This window comes from Sphingobacterium sp. R2 (assembly GCF_040760075.1).
Classification (GTDB): Bacteria; Bacteroidota; Bacteroidia; order Sphingobacteriales; family Sphingobacteriaceae; genus Sphingobacterium.
The window spans coordinates 4,473,682-4,498,597 of record NZ_CP142884.1 but is presented as its reverse complement, the minus strand read 5'-3'; the positions used below and the strand labels follow the sequence as shown (position 1 = coordinate 4,498,597).

Here is a 24,916-nt window from a genome sequence, read left to right as displayed (position 1 = left end):
GAGGGATAATTCGCAGCATTGGACGGTTAATTTCCAAAATATGTCCCCGAATTTTTTCAACATGCTGCCAATTTGATTCGCAAGAACAGATTGACCGTTAACTGTTTATTTTTTTTTAATAAAAATGGGAAGTAAATTATCAGGGAAAAGTCTAGTTAAAATAGGGTTTCCTAAAAATAATGTAATTAATATAGCTTTAGGGCTGATCACAAGGTATCGTAAGAAAGAAGAGAAAGCAACGATTCTTCTTGAACTTGCGGAGCTTTTAGAAGCTCCTGAGCGGTTTATGGGGCATAAAATATGGGGCAAAGTCTCTGAAGGACTGGTTAAACCCGTTGAGCTGCGCATGCAGGAACTGTATTCACATCCAGCTCCATTTAGCATATTTGGAGAAAATGAAATTGATGAGCAGGCCAAAAGGCAATTGTATGATGCTTTGAGATTACCCATTTCAAGACAAGGTGCATTGCTGCCGGATGCACATACTGGTTATGGGCTTCCTATTGGAGGCGTGCTGGCTGTAGAAAATGCTGTAATACCATACGGCGTTGGTGTCGATATCGGTTGTCGGATGAGTCTGTCGATATTCGATTTGCCGGGCAGTTATTTTAAAGGGAGAGAATTTCAACTTAGAAATATATTGAAGGAAAATACCAAATTTGGTTTAAATGAGACACATCGTGATAAACATGATCACGTTATTTTCAGCAGAGCTGAATTTCAGGAAATTCCTATGTTAAAGGAGTTGTTGGGTAAAGCGTACAGACAATTTGGGACTTCCGGCAGTGGTAATCATTTTGTCGAATTCGGTGTAGTTGAACTTCATACTGTGAGGGATGAATGGGGAATAAGTCCAGGGCTGTATCTGGGAATTTTATCCCATAGTGGCTCTCGAGGACTGGGCGCGCATATCGCTAAACATTATACAGCTCTTGCGGCACAGCAATGTCCCTTACCGCGCCACGTACAGCATTTGGCCTGGCTGGATTTAGCACGTGAAGAGGGGCAGGAATATTGGATGGCAATGAATTTGGCGGGAGAATATGCACAGGCCTGTCATGCTGATATTCATCGACGCCTGGCGAAAGCACTTGGCGGCAATCCCATCGTAACGATCGAAAACCATCACAATTTTGCCTGGAAGGAAATTGTGAATGGTGAAGAATGTATCGTTCACCGGAAGGGCGCAACGCCTGCTGGTGACGGTGTGCTGGGGATAATCCCTGGTTCGATGACAGCGCCAGGATTTATTGTGGAGGGGAAAGGAAACCCACTAAGTTTACAGTCTGCATCACATGGAGCTGGGCGTGTAATGTCAAGGTCAGCCTGTAAAAACAGTCTGACAAAAAGCGCCATGCTAAACGATCTGGAAGCACATGGGGTGCATTTAATTGGTGGGGCATTGGATGAATCACCGCGCGCTTACAAAGATATTCATCGGATCATGAAATTACAGCAAGAACTGGTTTGTGTTCTCGGTACATTCAGTCCGAAGATCGTTCGTATGGATAAATAATATGATGGAGGAAAAGTACGTGCAAGTTACCTCAGGACGAGGTCCTAAGGAATGTAATTTGGCAGTTAAGTTAGTTGCTAACCGCATCTCTTTTGAAGCTAGTAAAGTTGGGGTAATAGTCGAAGGATTAGCTACAGAAGAAATTGATGGACTTCCCAGTTCGTCGACCATCCGGCTGAGGGGAAATGATCTGGACCGATTGTTGGATAAATGGATTGGTACAGTCTGTTGGGTCTGTAAAAGTCCCTTTCGCCCTTTGCATAAACGCAAAAATTGGTTTGTGGAAGTAAAACTCGATTCTCCGGTAGCAAAGGAAGAATTCCTGCATCTGAAAGATGTCTATTTTCAGGCCATGCGTAGCAGCGGAGCAGGAGGCCAACATGTCAATAAGGTCAGTTCAGCAGTCAGAGCAACGCATGTTCCTACTGGTATCAGTGTACAGGTGATGGATACGAGGTCGCAGTTACAGAATAAAGAAATTGCAATGCTGCGATTAGCGGAGCGTTTGAAGGAATTGGGCCGTGAGGAGTTAAATGTGGCCAATGAGCAAAAATGGAAAAATCAAATCGAAGTGAAGAGAGGACAGGCAAAGCGGATTTTTCATGGACCTAATTTTGTCGAAAAATAGTTTTTTAGTCATTTATAGACAAAGCAACGATCCATGTGGTCATTCGGATTTAGATAGAAGCCTTGAGCCTGAAGTTCAGGGCTTCTTGAATTAATTGAAGTGTTTTTTGTTTATAGCCGTATTTTCTTCTGTAAATAACCTTGCGTTTAGAAAATAATTTGTTTTATTGGTATGGTAATGTGTATCTTTAAGAATAACGCTCTAAAGATGAGTGTTCAGACTACATAAACTTAAATAATTGCTGTTGCCTGTAGCTAAAGGCGATTGCAGGGCTTGGAATTTCAAATTCTATATTATGATAAAATCCCCAGGCTTCCTCTTTAGGGAAGCGATCAAGAACGAAAAACCATTGCAAATTGTTGGGGCCATAAATGCTAATCATGCCCTTTTGGCTGAGCAGGCGGGTTTTAAGGCAATTTATCTTTCTGGCGGTGGTGTTGCTGCCGGCTCACTAGGAATTCCAGACCTTGGAATTACCACACTTCAAGATGTTTTGATTGATGTAGATCGCATTACAAATGTATGTTGTCTCCCCTTGATGGTGGATATTGATACCGGCTTTGGACCGTCGGCCTTTAATGTTGCCCGAACGATAAAATCGTTAATTAAGGTGGGTGCAGCAGCAGTACATATGGAAGATCAGGCGGGAGCTAAACGTTGTGGACACCGACCGGGTAAGGAACTAGTCTCTTGTGCTGAAATGGTCGACCGCCTAAAAGCGGCAGTGGATGCGCGAACGGATGAACATTTTGTCATTGGTGCACGTACGGATGCACTCGCTTCGGAGGGTATTGAATTGGCTCTAGAACGCGCTGTCGCATATAAAGAGGCTGGAGCAGACTTTATTTTTGCTGAAGCAGTTCACCATTTGGACCAATACGTTCGATTTAGTGCAGCAACTGGCCTCCCTATTCTGGCGAATATTACTGAATTTGGACAGACACCGTTGTTTAATCTGGATGAACTGCGTCAGGCGGACGTTTCTATTGTTCTGTATCCACTTTCTGCTTTCCGTGCAGCTAACAAAGCGGCCACGGAGGTTTATCGTCACATTCGGCAAGACGGCGGACAGGCTAATATGGTGGACCACATGCAGACAAGAGAAGAGTTATACAGAAGTATCGATTATTATGCCTATGAAAATCGATTGGATCAATTGTTTAATAAATAATTTTATCAGATGGAAGAGACAAACAGTACAGGTTTTAAGCCTAAAAAAAGTGTGGCACTCTCTGGTGTGCCGGCAGGTAATACCGCTTTGAGTACTGTCGGGAAAAGTGGTAATGATTTGCACTATAGGGGGTATGATATCTTGGAGTTGGCGCATCAAGCCAGTTTTGAGGAGGTGGCCTACTTGCTTGTTTATGGAAGTTTACCAACTCAGGCGCAATTAAACAGTTACCAAAGTCAGATCTTAAGTCAGCGTGGGTTGCCGATTACGGTTCAGCACGTACTGAAGCAATTGCCATCAACTGCTCATGCCATGGACGTCTTGCGAACTTATGTATCTTTTTTTGGAAGTGTTTCGCCCGAAAAAGAAAGCCATCCCATTGCTGGGGCTCGCGATATTGCAACGCGTTTGATGGCGTCAATGGCTTCAGCACTGCTGTATTGGTACCATTTCAGCCAGCATGGGCGTGAAATTGAAGTTGAGACAGCTGATGCAACTTTAGGCGGCCATTTTCTGCATCTGCTACATGGAAAGGTACCCGCTGCTTCTTGGGTAAGAGCCATGCAGATTTCACTCAATTTATATGCAGAACATGAGTTTAATGCATCAACATTTACAGCGCGCGTCATTGCTGGGACGGGGTCTGATATGTATTCCTGTATAGCCGGTGCGATTGGTGCGTTACGCGGGCCTAAGCATGGCGGGGCCAATGAGGTAGCTTTTGAAATACAGAGCCGTTATGCAAATGCTGATGAGGCGGAAGTGGATATCCGGAGACGATTGGCTAATAAGGAAGTTATTATTGGGTTTGGTCATCCCGTGTATACAATCTCGGACCCAAGAAATGAAGTGATAAAGCAAGTGGCAAGGGAGCTGTCGGAAGAAGCTGGAAATATGACCCTCTACCTGATCGCAGAGCGATTGGAAAAGGTAATGTGGGACGAAAAGAAAATGTTTCCCAATCTAGATTGGTACTCGGCAGTGTCCTATCATATCATGGGCATTCCGACAGAGATGTTTACTCCTTTATTTGTTCTCTCACGTATTACCGGATGGTCTGCGCATGTTTTCGAACAGCGTCAGGATGGAAAAATTATCCGGCCAAGTGCACATTACACGGGTCCTGACAATAGAGCTTTTGTGCCTATTTCTGAACGGTAAATCGTGTTGGGGACTAATGATCAATCCTCTTATTAGCATGTAGCTATTAGGAAAATTAGGCGCAAGAGCGGATTTTAATCAATAAGTAAAACCACAGTCTTATACAAAATACACGAATGGGTTCAGCAATATCAAATGAAAGACCACAGCCAGATCAGGTTTTAGTGGACATTGTGGACTATGTCCTAAACGATCAAATTGGAGGGCAAGTCGCTTGGAATACGGCTTTTTATTGTTTTCTCGATACAGTCGGTTGCGGCTTGGAAGCATTAACATATCCCGCCTGTACCAAACTCTTAGGGCCTGTTGTTGCCGGTACCATTGTGCCAAACGGCGCACGGGTGCCAGGTACAAATTTTCAGTTAGATCCCATACAGGCGGCATTCAATATCGGCACGATTATTCGATGGCTAGATTTTAATGATACCTGGCTCGCTGCAGAGTGGGGACATCCATCAGATAATCTGGGTGGTATTTTAGCGGTAGCAGATTGGTTGAGTCGAAGCAATATAGCTAACGGTCAAAAGCCGTTGAAGACTAAAACCGTGCTGGAAGCAATGATTATGGCCCACGAGATACAAGGTGTTTTAGCACTTGAAAATTCTTTTAATAAGGTGGGGATAGACCATGTTATTTTGGTGAAGGTGGCTTCAACAGCTGTTGTAGGTAAGCTTCTTGGTCTAACAAGAGAAGAGCTTCTCAATGCGATTTCTTTGGCTTTTGTTGACGGGCAAGCGTTACGCACGTATCGACATGCACCAAATACAGGTAGCCGAAAATCCTGGGCTGCGGGAGATGCTACTTCGCGTGCTGTTCGGCTCGCATTGATCGCAAAAACTGGAGAAATGGGCTACCCCTCTGTTTTGACTGCGCCAACGTGGGGATTTTATGATGTATCGTTTCGAGGGAATCCATTTAAATTTCAACGAGAATATGGATCTTATGTAATGGAGAATATTCTTTTTAAAATCTCATTTCCGGCCGAGTTCCATGCGCAGACTGCAGCTGAAGCTGCTATGCAACTTTATCAGCAATTGAAGGAATTTGGAAAGAGCAGTGCGGATATTGCTCGTGTAACCATCCGAACACATGAAGCCGCTATTCGTATCATTGATAAAAAGGGGCCTTTGCACAATCCAGCAGATCGAGATCATTGTATTCAATACATGGTGGCAATTCCGTTAATTTTTGGCCGTTTGACAGCTGACGACTATGAAAATCATATCGCTTCTGATCCAAGAGTCGATACACTACGCGATAAAATTTCCTGCGTTGAAGATGTGCAATTCACTGCTGACTATCACGATCCTCATAAACGTGCAATATCAAACGGTTTGACAATTGAATTGATGGACGGTACAATATTGCCTGAATTAGTGGTTGAATATCCGATAGGTCATCCCAGACGTAGGGCAGAAGGTATTCCTAAGTTAATTGAAAAATACAAAACAAATCTTGCTCGTATATTTTCGGAAAAGCAACAGCATACCATTCTTGCTGCAACTTTGGACTACGATACTTTCCTTGAGCAGGATGTTTCGCATCTCATGGATTTGTTCGTCCGCCAATGCTAGTAAAATAGGGTGGCTTTAAATGTCACCCTATTTTTATTACCGCGCTATTCACTCAACCCAATATGCAGTTTTAATATTGTGATCGGTATGCTTTGTATCTTCGTATTTTTATAATCTGCTATTCCATTTGCATGGGAACATGCAGCAGCAGTCTCCAATTCAAATTAACTGATACGGTGCCAGTTTGACTCGAAACCATGATAAAATCTAAAATTCTTATCCGCCAGCTTTTTTAAAGATTCGGGGATGTCCCATTGATCGCCAAGGGGCTGAAATACCTGACATTCGGCCACGAAAAGCGGAAGCGTTGTGCGGTCGATGTGGCTAAATACCCCACCGGTATAAGAGGCATAACCTACGCCTAAAATAGCGCCGATGTCACCGTCAATGGGTTGATCGAGTATGCCTTCCTCGAGGCATCGATAACTATCTAATGCCATAACATGCAACAAACGCTTATGGATCGTTGCAGGCTTTATATTTTCCTTTAGAGATGAAATTTTGGGATTATTCCAAATCGTTTTGTTTTTGTTTTCACTCGGGTAATCGTAGAATCCTGCTCCCCATTTTTTTCCTTTTCTTCCCTGATCGACTAGCATTCGCAGGTAATTATATGCACGCTTCTGGCTGGTGTGCAGCCGCGGTAATTGATCATAAACATGTACCATCAGTTCCAGGGAAATTTCATCCAATACTGCCAAGGGCCCCACTGCAAATCCTGCTGCCGCCGCTTCTTTCTCGATCAACTCCGGTGATATACCCTCCAGAACCATGGTAATACCTTCGAGTAAATAGTTGAAGAAAACGCGTGAGGTAAAGAAGCCAGGGCCATCATGCACGACTATTGGAACTTTATTGAGGCGCAAAGCTGTAGTAAGTGCTTTTTCCAATGTTTTTTGCGCGGTTTGCTTACCGCAGATAATTTCGACAAGGGGCATGCGATCTACCGGAGAAAAGAAATGCATACCGATAAAATTCTCGGGATTGTTGCATGCTTTTGCTAGCTCCGTAATGGGCAATGACGTGGTATTTGTGGCGAAGAAACCATCTTTGTGCAAATAGGGTAAGCTTTCTTGTGTTACTTGCTCTTTAAGATGGAAATCTTCAAATACCGCTTCGATAACACAATCAGATCCATCAAGATCTGCCACTTGGTCGCTGGGTTTGATATGAGCAAGTAATTGTTGTTGCTGTGAGGAGTTGATTCCATCTAAAGCGAATAGTTTTTCGCAAATCCGCTTCGAATAGGCTTTGCCCTGTTCAGCTTGGTCGAGTGTAACATCTTTTAAAACGACCTCAATTCCCGCTCGTGCAGCTTCATAAGCTATACCAGATCCCATCATACCGGCACCCAATATGCCAATTTTCTTTAGGTTGTAGTCGTTAATAGGTGTGATCCTCGTGGACGATTTGGCTGATTTTACGCCATAATGGAATGTGCGGACCATACTCAGTGTCTCGGGAAGATTGATGACTTCCACGTACAACTTTGCTTCCTTCGCGGCAATTTCAAGAGGGCTGGATGAAAAGTTTGCTGTTAATAACTCGATAACAGCGTTTATGCCGGGATACAAGCCATGTGCCTTTCTTTGAATATTAAAGACTGCATCGGCTGATATTTCGTCGGTATGCCGACTTCTTTGTTTATCCAAACAATGAGGTCTATACCGGATTGAGGTTTTGGCTAATGATAGGCAGTCATCGGAGCGATACGCTAATTCGTCTATCAATCCCAGTTGGTGGCCTTGCTCACTACTTAAAAGTTTGCTTTGGGTCAGCAAGCGGAGCGCATCGTTGGCACCGATCAATGGTGGTAAGAAGATGGTTGTACCAAAAGCTGTAAACAGCCCGTATTTAGCTTCCGGAAAGCCTAATTCGATTTGTCTTGGTGCAATTCGATAGCTGGACCATAGCATAGTTGCTAGTGCTATAGCTGAACAATTACCAGTAAAGATGGAAACAATAGGTATATTAAACGTTTTCCAGCGCAATACCTTTACAAGAAGCTTGTATAATTCCGAGGGAGCTGCACGGTCCAGTGAAAATTGCTCAAATAACTGAATATATTCGATTTTCTCATCTGGAATAGGGCAAGTATACACCACCCCTTTGATTTCTTTTGTTTCGAGAACAAGCGTGACCAGGTCAACAAATTGTGTGAGATAACCTACAATATTCGGCTGCTTGGCTATTGCTGTTGAAATAGGGGTTATTGTTATGATATGATGTTCGTCCTGTTCTACCCAAAAGAGTGGATGTGTAATATAAGATTTGTTCTCCTGCATAATATGTGTCAATAGGTGTTGCTTTACTTCGGTGATTGATTTGAACTTTTGGATGGATAGGTTACATGATCTATCGTCATTTTGGCGATGATTTCGAGCATGATTTCTGATGTGCCGCCAATAATAGTTCCTACACGCACATCGCGATATAACCGGGCTATTTTATAATCTTCTGTAAATCCATAGCCACCAAATAACTGGAGACATTGATTTACAACATTCAGCGCCAGCTCACTCGCTTGTAGTTTAGCTATGGAGCATTCCTGGACAGCATATTCCCGCTGATTTTGCAGGTCAGAACAATGGTAAATAAAAGCTTTCGTCGTAGCTATATTCGCTTTCATTTGCGCGAGACGATGGCGGATGGTTTGAAATTCCTGAATTTTTTTGCCAAAGGCTTCACGTTGTGCAACATAGTCAAGTGTATACTGAAATGCAGACTCTGCGGTAGCAAGACTATGGATAGCTGCAGTTAGTCGTTCCAATTGGAGTCCATCCATTAAGTAGCGGAATCCTTCTCCTTCTTTACCAATGAGGTGCGAAATAGGGACACGAACGTTGTTAAATGCTAATTCAGCTGTATCAGAGGCATGCCAGCCAAGTTTTTTGATTTTGCTTGACGAAACGCCAGTTGCATTTCGATCGATAAGCAGCAAGCTGATACCTTTTGTACCCTGTTTAGGAGATGTCTTGACAGCCGTAATAAAGAAATCACCACAATACCCATTCGTGATAAAAGTTTTAGACCCGTTGACAATGTAAAAATCTCCATCGCGTACGGCTGTTGTCTTGATTTGCTTTACATCAGAACCGGCTCCGGGTTCCGTTATAGCGATAGCACTTACCATATCACCTGCAATAACGGGCTGAAGATAACGTGCTTTTAGATCTTCTGAACTATATTTGAGTAAGTAGGGAGCGGACATAAACTGAATAACAAGTGCAGAAATAGTAAATCCTCCGGAAAAGCAAGATGATAATTCTTCACAAAGGATCAAGGAGTAATAGAAATCCAGGTCTACTCCGCCGTAAGCTTCTGGCATATTTAGTCCCATAAGCCCCATATCACCCATTTTTTTCCAAATATTCCGATCTATTTCACCTCTATTTTCCCAGTCGTCAATGTAAGGTGTAATTTCTTTTTGAATAAATGCGCGAAGTGTATCGCGAAAAATATGATGTTCGGCTGTGAACCTGACTGTCTGCATAATCGTTTATTTTCCTTATTGGTTATTTCTGAAATACGAGCGTGTTTACGTATCTGTTCTTTCGGGATATTAGCTATACTAATTTAATGAAAAGCTTTGGCTTTTTACAAATATTTATTCTTTATTTTTCGTTCAATAGTTTAAGTAGGGAAGTTTTTCAAATGTTTTTTTGCTATTTATTCTGTTTTGATGTGTAAAAATAAAACGGAGTTGTTGTGCTGTATCTGTTAAATTTTTTATCTTTAAACATCAGGTGGCAGGCTTATCATCGGGAAAGCCATCTGATTTAGCAAAACAATTATAAACTTTTATCACATGTCAAGAAGAGTATTTATCGTTGCTGCGAAACGTACGCCAATTGGAAGTTTTGGTGGTGCATTATCTACCATTTCGGCACCAGAGCTTGCAGCTCACGCTGTTCGTTCTGTTGTTAAAGAAGCTGGTGTTGCTAGCGATTTGGTTGAGGAAATCATAATGGGTTCAGTTCTGCAAGCAGACTTGGGGCAGGCGCCGGCGAGGCAGGTGGCGAAGTTTGCTGGTCTTTCGGATCATACGGTTGCAACAACCATTAATAAGGTATGTGCGAGCGGGATGAAAGCAATAGCCGTTGCTGCACAGGCAATTTTTTTAGGGGATGCCAATATTATAATTGCGGGTGGGATGGAGAGTATGAGTAGAGTGCCTTATTATGCTAATTCCATGCGTTGGGGTGCTAAGTTTGGTACGCAGCGTCTGAATGATGGCTTACAGCGTGACGGCTTAAGTGACGCTTATTCAAATGAAGCTATGGGCTGCTTAGCCGAGCTATGTGCCGAAAAATATCATATAAGCCGTAAAGAGCAGGATCGGTATGCCATTCGCTCTTATAAACGCAGTCTCGATGCCTGGCAGAAAGATAAGTTTTTAAAAGAGGTTGAATCTGTAACAATACAAGGTCGTAAAGGGGACATGGTAGTTTCACAGGACGAAGAATTTTCCCAGGTCAATTTTGACAAAATACCCGAACTTAAACCAGCCTTCAAAAAGGAGGGGACTGTAACTGCAGCAAACGCATCAACCATCAGTGACGGAGCGGCTGCTGTCCTCTTGGTGTCTGGCGAAAAAATGGAAGAACTTGGGCTTGATCCAATTGCAGAAATAGTCGCTTATGCTGACGCAGAACAGGTTCCAGAATGGTTTACAACGACCCCAAGCGTTGCTGCAGAGAAAGTGTTGAAAAAAGCTGGATTGACACTCCAAGATATTGATTACTTTGAATTTAATGAAGCTTTTTCTGTTGTGGCTTTGGTAAACGCACAAATTTTGGATTTGCCAATGGACAAAGTTAATGTGTATGGAGGAGCTGTCTCTTTAGGCCATCCATTAGGTTGTTCGGGGGCAAGAATCGTGGTTACATTAACTAGTATTTTAAGACAAGAGGGTGGTTCATTGGGGCTTGCGGCAATCTGTAATGGTGGCGGTGGCGCATCTGCCATGATAATCAAAAAAACTTGATTCTTCTTCCAGATCATATTTTTGTACTTATCTGGAAGAAGCTCCATTCATTTATTCTATTGTTGATCATTCATAATTTCCAAGAGAATTGTTCTATTGGTTACAGCTTATATTGATTCTACTCTTCATATAGGCGGTTTGCCTCGACTCCGTGAAGGGCTAGTTCTGATTCGATTTCCGTAGGGTTGAGTCGTATGCCTTCTACGGTTAAGAGGTTATAGATAGAATCCAAGTCGATTTTCCATTCGTGGATGCCGTTCAATTTTTCAATAGCGTCTTTGATTTTGTCTACAAGACTGGGATGTTGAGCATTAGTTTCGAAAATGAGCTTTTCCATAGTGTTCCATATTAGGCCCGATAAAAAATCAGGCGTGTTTAACCAAAATAGTATAGACAATCATTTGATTGGCTAATTACGATAGTGTTAATATACGCCTAATAGTATTAAATTAATGGTCTAAAATGATTAAATTGTAATGAAGCTGTTAATTTTTGTAATAAATATGAGAATAAAAGGGCTGTGTTTCTATACTTGAATACATGACTTTTTTAATACACTATTTTTATGGGTACTGAAATTTTGGTAAGTTTGGATTAATCATGACTATTGAAATCTCCTATATCATCATCTTATCACTCCTCGCTATTGTTGTAGTACTATGGCTCTTATATTTTGTTTTGAGAAAGAAATATAGGAAGTTACTGCTAGATAACACGCTCCAAAAGGAGCTTTTTAATCGCATGGATAACCAAAAAATCGAGCATTTCCACCGGGCTCAGTTAAATCCTCATTTGCTAAAAAATTCGTTGAACGGAATGCTTTCTCATGCTTATCAGACCTATTATACCATGGATAAATTGGCTATGGTATTGGATTACGTATTGTATGAGAGCGAAGATGAGCTTGTTTCACCTAAAGCCGAGATTGAATTTGCGCGCAATCTCATCGAGATTAACAAAGTAAAACTGAGCCCCTTATTCGATATACGTGTTAAGTTTGACATTGATGAGGTAAATAGTTATATGCTGAACACACCTTCGTTGATCCCTTTAGTGTCTGTTGATCTGATTGAAAATGCGTTTAAGCATGCTGATTTTCACGGTTCTGATTCATTTATTTCCATCGTATTAATATTTAGGAATGGTTGGCTGGACCTTATGGTGAGCAATAGAATATCAAAACGCTCCCCTTTGCAAAAGTCAAAAAGTGGAATTGGTAGCAAAACTTTGGAGGAGCGCCTGATGTTGTATTATCCAAGTAGGCATCAGCTGCGGAGATTTGTAGAAAATGATGTGTATAATGCCCACCTTCAAATCAAATTATATGCGGAGTGAAAGAAACCTAAAATGTATTCTTTTGGATGATGAAATACCAAGTTTGAGATTCTTAAAAATGCTCTGCGAGCAAATTCCTGGTTTGGAGGTAGTCAAAACTTTTAATGATCCGGCTATACTATTGAGAGAATATGGTACGTTAAGTTTTGATTTTTGTATTCTGGATATTGAAATGCCAGGGTTCAATGGATTTGATGTCGCTAGGGAGCTGAAAGACTTTCCAATTGTTTTTTCTACCGCATATAAACAATATGCGAGTGATGCATACGATATCAACGCAGTAGATTACATGCGTAAACCAATATCATTGCAACGTCTTCAGCAAGCTATTATGAAGGTAGCGCAAATAATTGACAATCAGCCAGAAATAGTATCTTTTGGACAGTTCAATACCAATAAAGGAAAAACGATCTTGTATTTCGACCAGATCAACTATGTTCAGATCGCTGAGGTGGACAGCCGCGATAAAAAAGTCTATTTGGCAGATGGTTCGATCATTTTATTGAAAAATATAAGTTTTGATAAGTTGCTGGAGATTTTGCCTGTGCAGGACTTTATACGCATTAATAAAAAAGAGCTGATTGCGGCCAAGATCGTTAAATTTTTCTCTGCGGATGAAATTACAAGCAACCTGCTGGATCCACAAGCTATGCCCATTCTTTTCAATTTAGGCGAATCGTACAAGAGAATGTTTTTCGAGAAATTCAGCTGATTACAAAATTCCGTTGTTTCATTACATATTTTCTTAAACTGCGTTAGCGAAAAGCATTAAAACTCTCCGAGAATTATATTTTTGTTGTGACCGCATCTAAAAAGTACCGTGTTTGGTGCCTATCAGCCGGGATTTGGTATGCTGTTATAAGGATGTTTATTTAATTGCTATGGAAGATGAGAAAATATAGAAACACGATTTTCTACGTGGTTTTGATCGGTACATTACTCGCTGTAATGTATTGGGTGATTCGTATGGGGACACAGCTAGAATCTCCCGAACTTCTTCGGAGAGAAAAAACAAATAATGGCGCTTGGAAGGATTTTATAACCACGTTATGCGATAGTCTGCAGCATCCATTGGCGATATTGTTGGCTCAAATTGTAACGATTATTATCGCGGCGCGTATCATGGGCTGGATTTGTATTAAGATTAAACAGCCCGTCGTTATAGGCGAGATGCTCGCAGGGATTATATTGGGACCTTCGTTACTAGGTATTTATTTCCCAGCATTCTCACATATGCTATTTCCAATAGAATCGCTGAGTAATTTACAGTTTTTAAGTCAAATCGGACTGATCTTATTTATGTTTATCATTGGTATGGAGTTAGATTTGAATGTGCTACGGAATAAAGCGCACGACGCTGTGGTCATTTCTCATGCGAGTATTGTGATTCCATTTACCATGGGCATCTCATTGGCTTATTTTTTATATCTGTTCCATCCGCCGAAAAATGTAGAGTTTTTATCCTATAGCTTGTTTATTGGTATTTCAATGAGTATCACCGCATTTCCTGTTCTTGCTCGAATTATACAAGAGCGGGGTTTGCAGAAAAGTAAGTTAGGTGCAATGGCGATTACCTGCGCTGCGGCAGATGATATTACAGCTTGGTGTATTCTGGCTGTGGTAATTGCCATTGTAAAGGCAGGTGATTTTGCCAGTGCCTTGTATACAATCGGCTTGGCTATTGGTTATGTGTTCGTTATGATCAAAATCATTAGACCATTTTTAAAGCGCGTAGGAGAGGTGAAGGGAAGTAAAGAGGCTTTAAGTAAACCTGTTGTAGCGATTTTCTTTATCGTGTTGTTGTTATCTTCTTATGCGACCGAAGTGATCGGTATCCACGCACTTTTTGGCGCATTTATGGCGGGCGCCATTATGCCTGAAGGAAGTCGATTTCGAACAGCATTTATTGAAAAAATCGAAGATGTAGCGACCTTGTTGCTATTACCATTATTTTTCGTCTATACAGGGCTGCGCACACAGATTGGTTTGCTTAATGACCCTAATTTGTGGATGATCACCGTTGGTATTATTTTGGTAGCGGTGATTGGTAAATTTATGGGGAGTACATTAGCCGCACGTTTTGTCGGTCAAAGTTGGAAAGATAGCTTAAGTATTGGTGCATTAATGAACACGCGGGGTCTGATGGAGCTTATTGTACTCAATATTGGATATGATCTTGGTGTGTTAAGTGCAGAATTATTTTCGATGATGGTCGTTATGGCCTTAGTAACCACGTTTATGACAGGACCATCCTTAGATCTGATCAATTTTCTTTATCGACCCAGAAAAACGCTCACGCGGGAAGATCTGCACGATAAATCAAAATTTAAGATTCTACTGTCCTTTGCAAAAAGTAATACTGGGATTTCACTTTTATATCTGGCTAATGCTTTAACATTGAAAGCAAAAAAAAATGCTGAAATTACAGCGCTTCATATTGAACCTTCCAATGAGTTACATCACTATGAAGTGGAAACCCATGAGTTAGACAGTTTTCGTGAAATAAAGCAAGCTGCTCAGCAACTTGATCAACCGATTAAGACCGTATTTAAGATTTCGAGTGATATTGATAGCGGAATTGTTCAGACGTCTAACGAAGGCGATCATGATCTGCTCCTCTTGGGGGTAAGCGAATCTATTTATGAGGGTAGTTTGCTCGGAAGGTTCTTAGACTTTACTACGCGAATTATAAACCCCGAGAAGTTATTCCATACGGTTACAAATGCCGAATCACCCTTTACAACATATGACAGAAATCAACAGATCAATGCCAAAGTGAATGCTATGGTGGGCATTTTGATTGACAAAAACTTTGTGAAAGCAAGGCGAGTGACCGTTCCCATTGTCTTAGAGAACGACGAATTTCTCTACGAAATGATGCAGCGCTTTATCCATCATTCAGATGCTCAAATTATTGTTTGGGACGTAAATCAAGTCTTGAGGACCAATGCGGGTTTTAAAGAGAAACTTCGACAATTGGAACAACTTGTACCAAATCATCTGACAATAACTGAAAAAGGGTTAGACAGTGATACCTGGCAGGAGCAAGACCTCATGTTGATCAGCTTGCCCAGCTGGAACAAGATGATCAATAAGAAAGTACATTGGCTTTCCGCTACGCCATCCACGTTGTTGATGGCTGACCGTAAACCCTAAAAAAGTAGCCTTAAACAAAAAGCCCTTAAATCAAATGGATTAAGGGCTTTTTGTTTAAGGCTATGAATGCCTATTTATTTAATTTTTCTATTTTGATCTTTAGTCCGATCAGTTTCTCAATATCGGCCAGATAAGGTCTTTCTTCCACATCACAGAACGAGATTGCTTTTCCTTCGAGTCCGGCCCTTCCTGTTCTTCCGATGCGATGAACATAGGTTTCAGGTACGTTCGGGAGGTCATAATTGATAACGAGGGGAAGTTGTTCGATATCAATTCCTCTTGCAGCAATATCGGTGGCAATCAATATTTTTAGATGATTGTCTTTAAATTCACCCAGCGCCTTTTGTCTGGCGTTTTGAGATTTATTTCCGTGAATGGCTGCTGCTCTCAAACCATTTTTTGCAAGTAGCTTAACAATTTTATCGGCTCCGTGTTTTGTTCTGGAGAATACGATCGTACGTTCCTGCTTAAGTTTCTTTAATAAGACCGTTAGCAATTTGATTTTCTCCTTCTTTTCAACGAAAAATACCGATTGATTTACTTTTTCTGCTGTTGAGCTTACCGGAGTAACGTCAACTTCAAAAGGTTTATTCAATATTCCATGCGCAAACTTACGGATATTGGGAGGCATTGTTGCCGAGAAAAATAATGTTTGTCTCTTTGACGGAATCTTGGTCAGAATCTTTTTTATGTCGTGTATAAAGCCCATGTCCAGCATGTTGTCGGCTTCGTCCAGGACAAGCATTTCGATCTTATCTAGAAACACGATCTTCTGATTTACGAGATCCAGTAAGCGCCCCGGGGTAGCTACTAGGATGTCAACGCCCTTTTTTATTTCTTTGACCTGTTTTTCTTGGCTTACTCCGCCGAAAATGGTGCAATAGTTTACTTTTAGGTATTTTCGGTAAAAATTTATATTATCTCCGATTTGAATAGCCAACTCACGCGTCGGGGTGAGAATCAGCGCTCTAATCGGAACGAATTTACCCGACGTCTTGGTTTCTTCAAGACGTTGTAAAAGGGGAAGTGCAAAAGCGGCAGTCTTCCCTGTACCTGTTTGTGCACACCCAATCAGATCGTTACCTTTCAGTACAACTGGAATAGCCTTTTGTTGAATTGCTGTGGGATGTGTATAGCCTGTTTCTGTTATTGCTTTTAAAAGCGGATCGATTAAACTGAGTTGTTTAAATTCCATGCGTAGTATGTTCGAATTTGTCTTAAATAAAACCTTTTCAAATCATTTTATACTTTTTATTTGAATGCCAAAAGTCTTCAAATAAAAAGTGTAAGATTAATGAAAGTTTAAAGGAAGAATAGGAAAAAGAAATGGGATAAGTCATTGTGAATTACCCCATTTAACAAGAAAGTGTATTTTTTGGATTACGCCAATTTTACATTTGTAGCGCTGATCCCCTTTGGAGTTCTTTCTACATCATAAGTAACAACGTCGCCTTCAGATACTTGGTTTTTAAGCGCAGAAACGTGTACGAAAACATCTGCACTACCATCCTCTGGTGTAATAAAACCAAAACCTTTAGTTTCATTGAAAAATTTAATTTTACCTGTATTCATTATTTTTAATTAAGTGCGGCAAGTTAGGTATAAAAAACCATTAATCTTTCATTTTTTTTGATGAATTACAAAATGTGCTGTTGAGTTGGCTAATTCTCATCGTCAATGTAGACTTTCGCTGGGTTTGTCTATATATATTTTACAATGCGTATTGCAGGCACCTAAAATCATTTTTGTAATTTCATCGAAGCAATTTGCTTTTAATAAAGAAGGGAGCATTTCTCAATAAGGTACTCATCGGGGCGTATGTATTCATATCGGTAACCTCGGCGATGCGCAAATAACAATTTTTAAACCAATATCTAATGAATAGAAAAGATTTTATCAAATCGTCCACTGTTTTGGCTGCATCATCATTTTTCTTAAATGTCCAGGGTTCCAGTTTATTAGATCAGTCTATTCGAGTTGGGCTGATTGGTGTAAATGGCATGGGCTGGTCAGATTTGAATTCATTATTAAAGAATGACGGAATTGTGTGTACAGCTCTTTGTGACGTAGATGATAATATTCTTAAAAAGAGAGCGGAAGAGCTGCGGAAAAGGAATATAGACGTGGAAACTTTTGTAGATTATAAAAAGATGCTCCATAGCTCACTTGTCGATGCCGTTATCATTGCAACGCCAGACCATTGGCATTGCCTTCAAATGGTAGATGCTGTCAATGCAGGAAAGCACGTTTATGTAGAGAAGCCCATTGGCAACTCTATTCTTGAATGTCAATTAATGGTCGAGGCTGCGAAAAAGAATAAGGCTATCGTTCAGGTTGGCCAATGGCAAAGAAGTCAGCAACATTTTCAAGACGCTATTGATTTTGTTCATTCTGGAAAATTAGGCAAAATAAGACTTGTAAAGGCCTGGTCCTACCAAGGGTGGAAAAGTGCTATCCCCGTGGTACCTGACGAACCTGTTCCGGCGGGTGTTCATTATACAGAATGGCTTGGACCGGCGCAAAAAAGACCATTTAATCTGAATCGATTTCATTTTAATTTTCGATGGTTTTGGGACTATGCGGGTGGCTTGATGACCGATTGGGGGGTCCATATGTTGGACTATGCTTTACTTGGCATGAATGTTTCCGATCCAAAGTCTATTATGGCCTCAGGAGGCAAATTTGCTTTTCCGGATGATGCTGGACAAACGCCTGATACAATGACGGCCGTTTACGAGTTTGAGGGTTTTAATATTCAATGGGAGCATGCCAAAGGAATTGATCTTGGTCCCTATAACCGTAACCACGGTGTCGCATTTATTGGTAACAATGGTACGCTGGTTTTAAACCGTTCGGGATGGGAGGTGATTCCAGAAAAGGGGAGGATGGAAGAGGTCGCTATGCAACCTTCTTTAGACGATGGATTAGATAAGCACATGGAAAATTTTGTGGCTGCCATTCGTCAGCGTAATCCGCTATTGCTTCATGCACCAATCGAAGTTGGCGCCCATATTGCCATCTTTTCTCAGCTAGGAAATATAGCATTCAGGACAGGGCAAAAGCTCTACTGGAATAAAGAGAAACAGAATTTTACGGATCAGAAGGCGAATACGTACTTAGCATCGGTTTATCATAACGGATATAAATATCCAAAGGTATAATGCATTGCGACGGGTTGTTGATTAACATAATAATCAACAACCAATGCGTTATTTCTGTCCATCTTTGAGCACAAATTCATTTGCAAGATCGATCTCCTCGCGATTGATGGTATGACCTCCGTTTGAATATATAGCGAGCTTTACGTTTGCATTCATTTTTTCTAAAATGGATGCGGTTGTTTTGACCCGTTCTAATGGAACGTGAAAATCAGGATCGCTAGTGCCGAGGAGAATTGGAGTCTGTGCAAAATCTCCGCTGTAATTTTGGTGGTTAATTTCTTCACCTATTACGCCGCCGATAATTGCGACTGCCCCTCCGTAATGCTGCGCATGCCGTGCAAGGTATTCGAGCGTTAAGCAGGCTCCTTGAGAGAACCCGAAAAAATAAATGTCTTTGGCAGGGATTCCCTGCGCTAAAGCGAGTTGAACGGTATGGTCGATTAAGTCCAGTGCTGAACTCAACCACGGTTCGTTCTGTTGAACAGGAGCCATAAAGGAAAAGGGATACCAACTGTGGTTTTCGGCTTGTGGTGCCAGCAGTGCAAAATTATCGACCTGAAGGTACGATGACAGGCTAAGTATATCTTCGGCACTTCCGCCCCGGCCATGGATCATGATGATGGCTTTTTTTGCCTGTTCCAAATTGTGACCGGCTCTCTTGATGTTTAGTGGATGACTCATGTTGCTTTTTCTTTTTTGATAATTATGTTGTTCTTCTAAACCAAATATCTTGATAGCGCTCGGGATGGCGATGAAATTGTGCATTTACATAAGGACATAATGGAACAATTTTCATGTTATTTTCGCGGGCATAAGATACGAGCTTTTCAAGAAGTATTTTTGCAAATCCTCTGCCCTCATAGGCGTCATCTACCTCGGTGTGGTAAACAACAAGATTGCCGTCGATGATCGCAATGTTCATTAAGCCGGCTTTATGATTATCGGAGAATAATTGCAGTTCGCCGCGTTGACTTTTGTCGAGGATAATTTCAGTTCTTTCCATAGCTCCTTTTTTTGCAAGTGATTTGAAATGATTTATTTATCTAGTCTATTTTCGGTAATGCTTTTTCAATTTGTAATCGATGGCTTTCATACTGCTTTGGCAATTTGAGTGCAGAACCTAAACTCGAGAGCGGTTCATCCACAGTAAAGCCGGGGTTATCGGTTGCGATTTCAAAAAGTACGCCTCCTGGTTCACGAAAGTATAACGAGAAAAAATAGTCTCTATTTATTTTAGGCGTGATATCTAATCCTGCTGAAAGTATTTTTTCGCGGTACTCCATCAAAACGTTATCGTCTTTCACGCGAAATGCGACATGATGATTTGTACCGGCTGCATTTTTGCCGTAGTTCAGATTTTCATCTGCGATGATGTCGACCATGTAGGCTGTGGCTATACTGTCCGTCGTCAATCGATAACGATTGTCAATCTGTTGGCTAAGCGTATAGCCTAAAATATCGGTCAGTATATCTAAGGTTGGCTCTGCCTTTCTTAAAGAGAGTGTTACATTATGGAAGCCTTTTAAGGCATTTTCTGCTTGGATATCGGTGGTTGTCCAAGGAAGTCTTGGATCAGTTGTTTCAATAAACTGAAGCTGTAAGCCGTCGGGATCACGAAATGATATTAATTTCTCTCCAAAAATCTCATCTTCTATCCACTGGATGCGATATTGTGTTAAGCGATTTTTCCAAAAATCTAGACTACCTTTCGGTACGGAGTAGCCGATGTGGGTAGCCATTCCTGCACCTGGGGCTCCTTTTCCAATACCTTCCCAAGGGAAAAAAGTAAGGATAGTCCCAGGTTCTCCCATTTCATTGCCGTAGTAAAAGTGGTAGGTGCCGGGATCATCAAAGTTTACGGTCTTTTTTATAAGACGGACACCCAGTACTTGCGTGTAGAAATCGAGATTTCGTTTTGCATTATCGGCTATCGCAGTAATGTGATGCAATCCTAATATTTTATTTTCCATATCAACGTGTTATATTTTTCAACGAGTTATATTTTTTATAATGCGTTATGTTTTCTTAACTGAGATAAAGTTACACCAATTCAAAGAAAGTTTTATTGAACTAGATTAATAAAATCAATTGTGTATCAGTAACGGTATCTCTCTAAATTTAATTGGAAAATAACTTATTTATTAGGAATATAGACGATGAATTTTTGAGATAAGGCAACTATTCATCGCCTAGTTTGTTCTTAATAAAACATTATTTGATCAATTTCCTTATTAATTAGGCGGTGTTGAGTAATGTTTTTGTTAACTTCACGGTGATAATAAACCTGATCTAAATACTGGAAATAAATGGTAAATAATGTTTTTCCTGAAAATGAGTTAAGAAGGATAGAGAAACTAAAGTCTTATGAGTTAATGGGACTTGGGAAAGACCCTGAATTAGATGTTTTTGCGCAGGCGGCCTGTTTGATTACAGATTGTCCTGCTGCTCTAATTGCCATGATGGAACAAGAAACGCAACGTATTCAGAGTTGCGTTGGGATAGCGTTGGACACTGTGGACAGGAAGAATACCGTCTGTCAGTATACGATCATGAGTAAAGAAGTGCTCATCATTGAAGACACTTTTAACGATGTTCGCTCTTCTTCCAATCCCCTGATTCGCGAGGGAAATATCCGTTTTTACGCGGGGGTCCCGCTTTTGGACGATGATGGTGATGCGCTTGGGACAATTTGTGTGATTGATTTCCATCCTAAACAGCTTTCAGAGAAACAGGTCAGCTCCCTGGCAGAATTAGGCAAGGCAGTGACCAAGATATTACTAGGAAAGCATCGAAAAAAACAGGCGGGCTATTTCGCTGAAATTTTTCATTTGACCAACAATATCATTTGTGTTTTGGATGATATGCACAATGTTAGAGATGTTAATCCTGCATTTAGTAAAGTTTTGGGATTGTCCCGCTCGAACAGCTTAGGCAAATCTATTTTCACTTTATTGGGTGATAATGAAGAAAAATTAGCATCCGACTTGAACCGGGTAGCTGAAACAAAATACGGTATCCAAAGCAGTAGTACGATTCGAATGGAGAACGGCCAAATGGTGGAGATTGAATGGCATTTTAAATTTGATGCAGTCAACCGTGATATTTTGGCTTTTGGCAGAAATGTGACAGAAGAACGGGAAGAAAAGCTGAAACTGGAAAATTCGGAGCGTAGATTCCGTAGCTTTTTTGAAAATGCCATTGGCCTGATGAGCATGCATGATATGGAAGGTAATATTTTATCAGTTAATGAAAAAGGAAGAGAGTTATTAGGTTATTCCAAAGAGGAGGTCAAAGGGCTTAATCTAACAAACTTGGTCCCGGCCCATCATGTTGCTTTAGTCGCAGATTATCTTCAACGTATTGCAAGCAACCGAGAGGATTCAGGAATGATGGTTTTACAAACAAAAGATGGTGAAGATATCTCTTGGCTTTATCATAACATGCTAGAAACTGATGAAAATGGAAAGTCTTACGTTGTCAGCACCGCGTTGAATATGACGGACCGGCTACGGCTTGAAAATGATCTTTTGCATACCAAGCAGATCTTAGAACAGACAAATGCTGTAGCTCAAGTTGGTGGATGGGAGGTAGATTTGGCTAACAATAAGGTCTATTGGTCCGATTCTACAAAGCTTATCCATGGTGTACCACTTGATTTTACGCCGGATTTTGAGCATGCTATCGGATTTTATGAACAGGAGAGTCAGGGCACATTGCGACGAGTATTTGAAGAGGCAATTGCTTCCAGGACACCTTATGATACGGAATTACGTCTACTAAAGCAAAGCGGCGAGTCGATTTGGGTACGCGTAAAGGGTATTCCCGAATTTGAAAATGATGTATGCAAACGTGTGTATGGAATTATTCAGGATATTGATCATAGTAAATCGCTATTTCTGGAGTTAGAACGCAAAGAGTCGATGTTACGGGCCTTTGTAGATTACGTTCCGGCTTCTGTCGCCATGTTTGACCGAGATTTTAACTACATTTCTGTCAGTAATCAATGGTTGGAAGATTTTCATGATGGGGCGAATTTGCCGCCTAACAGTAACTTTTTTGATCTTTTTCCCAACATTCCGGAAAATAGAAAGAAAATATACCGCGATGCTTTAGCTGGCGTATCTTATAAGAATAGGGATGAGATTATTCAGGCCGGTGGATTTGCCGAAGCGCAGCATTTCAATTGGGAAGTTAGGCCATGGCATCTGGCTGATGGAAGTATAGGTGGGATCATTATTTTTACGCAGAACATTACGGAGTCAGTAAAAATAAATGATGAATTGAAATTAGCAAAAGAGCTAGCCGTGCTAGCGAGTAAGGCAAAGTCCGAATTCCTAGCCAATATGAGCCACGAAATTCGAACACCTTTAAATGGCGTGATCGGATTTTCAGACTTATTGTTGAAAACGCCATTAAATGATACGCAATTGCAATATCTTGGCTATATCAATGAATCGGGGAATAGCTTGCTCAATATTATCAATGACATTTTGGATTTTTCAAAAATTGAATCCGGAAAACTTGAATTATTTGTTGATAAATATAATCTATATGATGTAGCTAATCAGGTTATTAATGTCGTTCTCTATCAAGCCCAGCGAAAGGATGTCGAACTGCTTCTGAATATTGAGCAGGGGCTACCCGCTTTTGTTTGGGTTGATGAATCGCGTATCAAGCAAGTACTGGTGAATCTGCTGGGCAATGCGGTGAAGTTCACAGAAAAAGGCGAGATCGAATTTAAGATCAGTAAGCGCTATAATAGCGAGGATAAATTAGCGCTACGGTTTGAAGTTAGGGATACCGGTATTGGAATTCCGCCCGAGAAGCAGCAGCGTATATTCGATGCTTTCACCCAAGAAGATAGTTCCGTAAGTAAACGTTATGGTGGTACCGGACTTGGTTTGACGATCTCTAATAACCTGTTGAAATATATGGGAAGCAAACTGCATTTAGTGAGCAAAATGGGCGTCGGATCCACATTTTTCTTTGATATTGAGGTTCCATTTGAAGAACAGGAAGTTATAGATACAGCACTGCCATTAAATCGGGTTCTTGTTGTTGACGATAACGCTAATAATCGGATTATTCTTCAACATATGCTGTCGTATAAGAACATCGAATCTGTACTTGCAGCTAATGGTATGGAAGCTTTACAGTTATTGATGAAAGGTGAAAGGTTTGATGTTATTTTAATGGATTATCATATGCCGATATTATCGGGCCTCGAAACGATCGTTAAGATCAAAGAACTCTTTCTCAAGCAAGAGGAAGGTATTCCATTGATCGTCTTGCATACCTCATCGGAAGAGCATGAGGTGATTTCGGCATTTCGACAGGAAGAGCATTCTTTCTGCTTGCTTAAACCTATTAAATCGGAAGAATTGTATTCAACACTTCGCCGAGCGATCCAGCAAAATAGGCAGGAAGCCGTCCAAGCAAAAGCTAATGAAAATTTACCTGTGTCGTCAGATTTCTTTGATAAGGAAATTCAGGTGCTATTGGCGGACGATAATGCAGTCAATATGGCGCTCAATTTGCGCATTATGGCCAGTATTATGCCGGGTGCACGACTGACTGAAGTGTCTGACGGCGCTCAAGCCATTGCGGCCTGTATGAAAAAAACATTTGATTTTATTTTAATGGATGTTCAGATGCCTGAGATCGATGGTATCGAAGCTACCAAACAGATTCGCCAGATTGAAGGTTATGCCGACACACCTATAATTGGTGTTACAGCCGGTAATATTTCGGGTGAAAGGGAACGTTGTCTAGCTGCGGGGATGTCCGATTTTTTAGCCAAGCCTATTCGACAACAAGATTTGTACACAGCGTTAGATAAAGCTATATCTGGTAATCCGATTGTTGACGAAGGGTCCGATTTAGCGCACGACGATCAACATTTAGACATGCGTCGTTTGGATGAACAGGCGGGTGATGATCCTGCATTTCTAGCTTTTTTTCTGGATTTGGTCGTACGGGAGATAACAGGGGCTAGGAGGCAGCTTCAGGTGGCAATTCATGCCAGTGATATTGTCCATGTCAAGGAGCTGCTGCATAAATTGCGGGGCACTGCTTCAACAGCAGGGCTAGTCAAATTGGCCGAGATGACAAAAGAATTGGAAACAAGTTCCACCATTGAAACTGATCTTTCGACTGCTTTTATAGCAATTGAACAAGAAATGGATATAGGTTTGGAACTCATTACAAAAATTTTAAATAAATAACGC

Annotated in this window: 19 protein-coding genes; 11 read left to right on the top strand and 8 right to left on the bottom strand. The window is 41.0% G+C overall.

Features of this window, described 5'->3' with window-relative positions:
* Positions 1-124: 124 nt before the first annotated feature.
* The 5 genes from VXM68_RS18875 to VXM68_RS18855 all read left to right on the top strand — a co-directional run bounded on the left by VXM68_RS18875 (position 125) and on the right by VXM68_RS18855 (position 6,050).
* Positions 125-1,516: an RtcB family protein gene (locus tag VXM68_RS18875; RefSeq protein WP_293953325.1), complete on the top strand. Its 1,392-nt coding sequence runs from the start codon at positions 125-127 to the stop codon at positions 1,514-1,516.
* Position 1,517: 1 nt separating this feature from the next.
* Positions 1,518-2,144, top strand: coding sequence for a peptide chain release factor H (gene prfH / locus VXM68_RS18870; RefSeq protein ID WP_294185081.1), 627 nt, complete (start codon positions 1,518-1,520; stop codon positions 2,142-2,144).
* 295 nt (positions 2,145-2,439) lie between these two features.
* Positions 2,440-3,315, top strand: coding sequence for a methylisocitrate lyase (gene prpB / locus VXM68_RS18865; protein WP_294185079.1), 876 nt, complete (start codon positions 2,440-2,442; stop codon positions 3,313-3,315).
* A 9-nt stretch (positions 3,316-3,324) separates the two neighbouring features.
* Complete coding sequence (prpC, locus tag VXM68_RS18860; protein WP_367209693.1) at positions 3,325-4,476, top strand: 2-methylcitrate synthase; 1,152 nt, start codon at positions 3,325-3,327, stop codon at positions 4,474-4,476.
* Between the two features lie 116 nt (positions 4,477-4,592).
* Positions 4,593-6,050 (top strand): bifunctional 2-methylcitrate dehydratase/aconitate hydratase, encoded by a 1,458-nt coding sequence (locus VXM68_RS18855; RefSeq protein ID WP_367209692.1) that lies wholly within the window; start codon positions 4,593-4,595, stop codon positions 6,048-6,050.
* Positions 6,051-6,214: 164 nt separating this feature from the next.
* Here the strand turns inward: VXM68_RS18855 and VXM68_RS18850 are convergent, their stop codons facing one another.
* Positions 6,215-8,335 carry a 3-hydroxyacyl-CoA dehydrogenase NAD-binding domain-containing protein gene (locus VXM68_RS18850; protein ID WP_367209691.1) on the bottom strand — a complete coding sequence of 707 codons (2,121 nt, stop codon included), beginning with the start codon at positions 8,333-8,335 and terminating at the stop codon, positions 6,215-6,217.
* Between the two features lie 23 nt (positions 8,336-8,358).
* Positions 8,359-9,543, bottom strand: a complete 1,185-nt coding sequence (locus VXM68_RS18845; protein WP_367209690.1) for an acyl-CoA dehydrogenase family protein — start codon at positions 9,541-9,543, stop codon at positions 8,359-8,361.
* Between the two features lie 315 nt (positions 9,544-9,858).
* Between VXM68_RS18845 and VXM68_RS18840 the strand changes: the two genes are divergently transcribed.
* Positions 9,859-11,037 carry a thiolase family protein gene (locus VXM68_RS18840; RefSeq protein ID WP_367209689.1) on the top strand — a complete coding sequence of 393 codons (1,179 nt, stop codon included), beginning with the start codon at positions 9,859-9,861 and terminating at the stop codon, positions 11,035-11,037.
* A 118-nt stretch (positions 11,038-11,155) separates the two neighbouring features.
* Here the strand turns inward: VXM68_RS18840 and VXM68_RS18835 are convergent, their stop codons facing one another.
* Complete coding sequence (locus VXM68_RS18835; RefSeq protein WP_367209688.1) at positions 11,156-11,374, bottom strand: hypothetical protein; 219 nt, start codon at positions 11,372-11,374, stop codon at positions 11,156-11,158.
* A 263-nt stretch (positions 11,375-11,637) separates the two neighbouring features.
* On the opposite strand from VXM68_RS18835, the gene VXM68_RS18830 reads away from it, so the two are divergent.
* The 3 genes from VXM68_RS18830 (at position 11,638) to VXM68_RS18820 (ending at position 15,528) form a co-directional block, all read left to right on the top strand.
* Positions 11,638-12,372 (top strand): histidine kinase, encoded by a 735-nt coding sequence (locus VXM68_RS18830; protein ID WP_293953664.1) that lies wholly within the window; start codon positions 11,638-11,640, stop codon positions 12,370-12,372.
* Positions 12,362-13,084, top strand: a complete 723-nt coding sequence (locus VXM68_RS18825) for a response regulator (protein ID WP_294185069.1) — start codon at positions 12,362-12,364, stop codon at positions 13,082-13,084. Before VXM68_RS18830 ends, VXM68_RS18825 begins: the two co-directional genes overlap by 11 nt.
* Before the next feature lie 176 nt (positions 13,085-13,260).
* Positions 13,261-15,528: a cation:proton antiporter gene (locus tag VXM68_RS18820; protein WP_367209687.1), complete on the top strand. Its 2,268-nt coding sequence runs from the start codon at positions 13,261-13,263 to the stop codon at positions 15,526-15,528.
* Between the two features lie 70 nt (positions 15,529-15,598).
* Here VXM68_RS18820 and VXM68_RS18815 read toward each other — a convergent pair whose 3' ends face one another.
* Positions 15,599-16,723 carry a DEAD/DEAH box helicase gene (locus VXM68_RS18815; RefSeq protein ID WP_293953670.1) on the bottom strand — a complete coding sequence of 375 codons (1,125 nt, stop codon included), beginning with the start codon at positions 16,721-16,723 and terminating at the stop codon, positions 15,599-15,601.
* Between the two features lie 185 nt (positions 16,724-16,908).
* On the bottom strand, positions 16,909-17,100 hold the full coding sequence (locus VXM68_RS18810) for a cold-shock protein (protein WP_046672944.1): 192 nt from the start codon (positions 17,098-17,100) through the stop codon (positions 16,909-16,911).
* A gap of 305 nt (positions 17,101-17,405) precedes the next feature.
* Between VXM68_RS18810 and VXM68_RS18805 the strand changes: the two genes are divergently transcribed.
* Complete coding sequence (locus tag VXM68_RS18805; RefSeq protein WP_293953672.1) at positions 17,406-18,689, top strand: Gfo/Idh/MocA family oxidoreductase; 1,284 nt, start codon at positions 17,406-17,408, stop codon at positions 18,687-18,689.
* Between the two features lie 48 nt (positions 18,690-18,737).
* Here the strand turns inward: VXM68_RS18805 and VXM68_RS18800 are convergent, their stop codons facing one another.
* The 3 genes from VXM68_RS18800 to VXM68_RS18790 are packed head-to-tail and all read right to left on the bottom strand — an operon-like array spanning position 18,738 to position 20,659.
* On the bottom strand, positions 18,738-19,370 hold the full coding sequence (locus tag VXM68_RS18800) for an alpha/beta hydrolase (protein ID WP_294347211.1): 633 nt from the start codon (positions 19,368-19,370) through the stop codon (positions 18,738-18,740).
* Positions 19,371-19,392: 22 nt separating this feature from the next.
* Positions 19,393-19,692 carry a GNAT family N-acetyltransferase gene (locus tag VXM68_RS18795; RefSeq protein ID WP_293953675.1) on the bottom strand — a complete coding sequence of 100 codons (300 nt, stop codon included), beginning with the start codon at positions 19,690-19,692 and terminating at the stop codon, positions 19,393-19,395.
* Positions 19,693-19,732: 40 nt separating this feature from the next.
* A complete protein-coding gene (locus tag VXM68_RS18790) occupies positions 19,733-20,659 on the bottom strand; it encodes a ring-cleaving dioxygenase (protein WP_367209686.1) in 927 nt (308 codons plus the stop codon).
* Between the two features lie 336 nt (positions 20,660-20,995).
* Between VXM68_RS18790 and VXM68_RS18785 the strand changes: the two genes are divergently transcribed.
* Complete coding sequence (locus VXM68_RS18785) at positions 20,996-24,913, top strand: response regulator (protein ID WP_367209685.1); 3,918 nt, start codon at positions 20,996-20,998, stop codon at positions 24,911-24,913.
* Positions 24,914-24,916 lie beyond the last annotated feature (3 nt).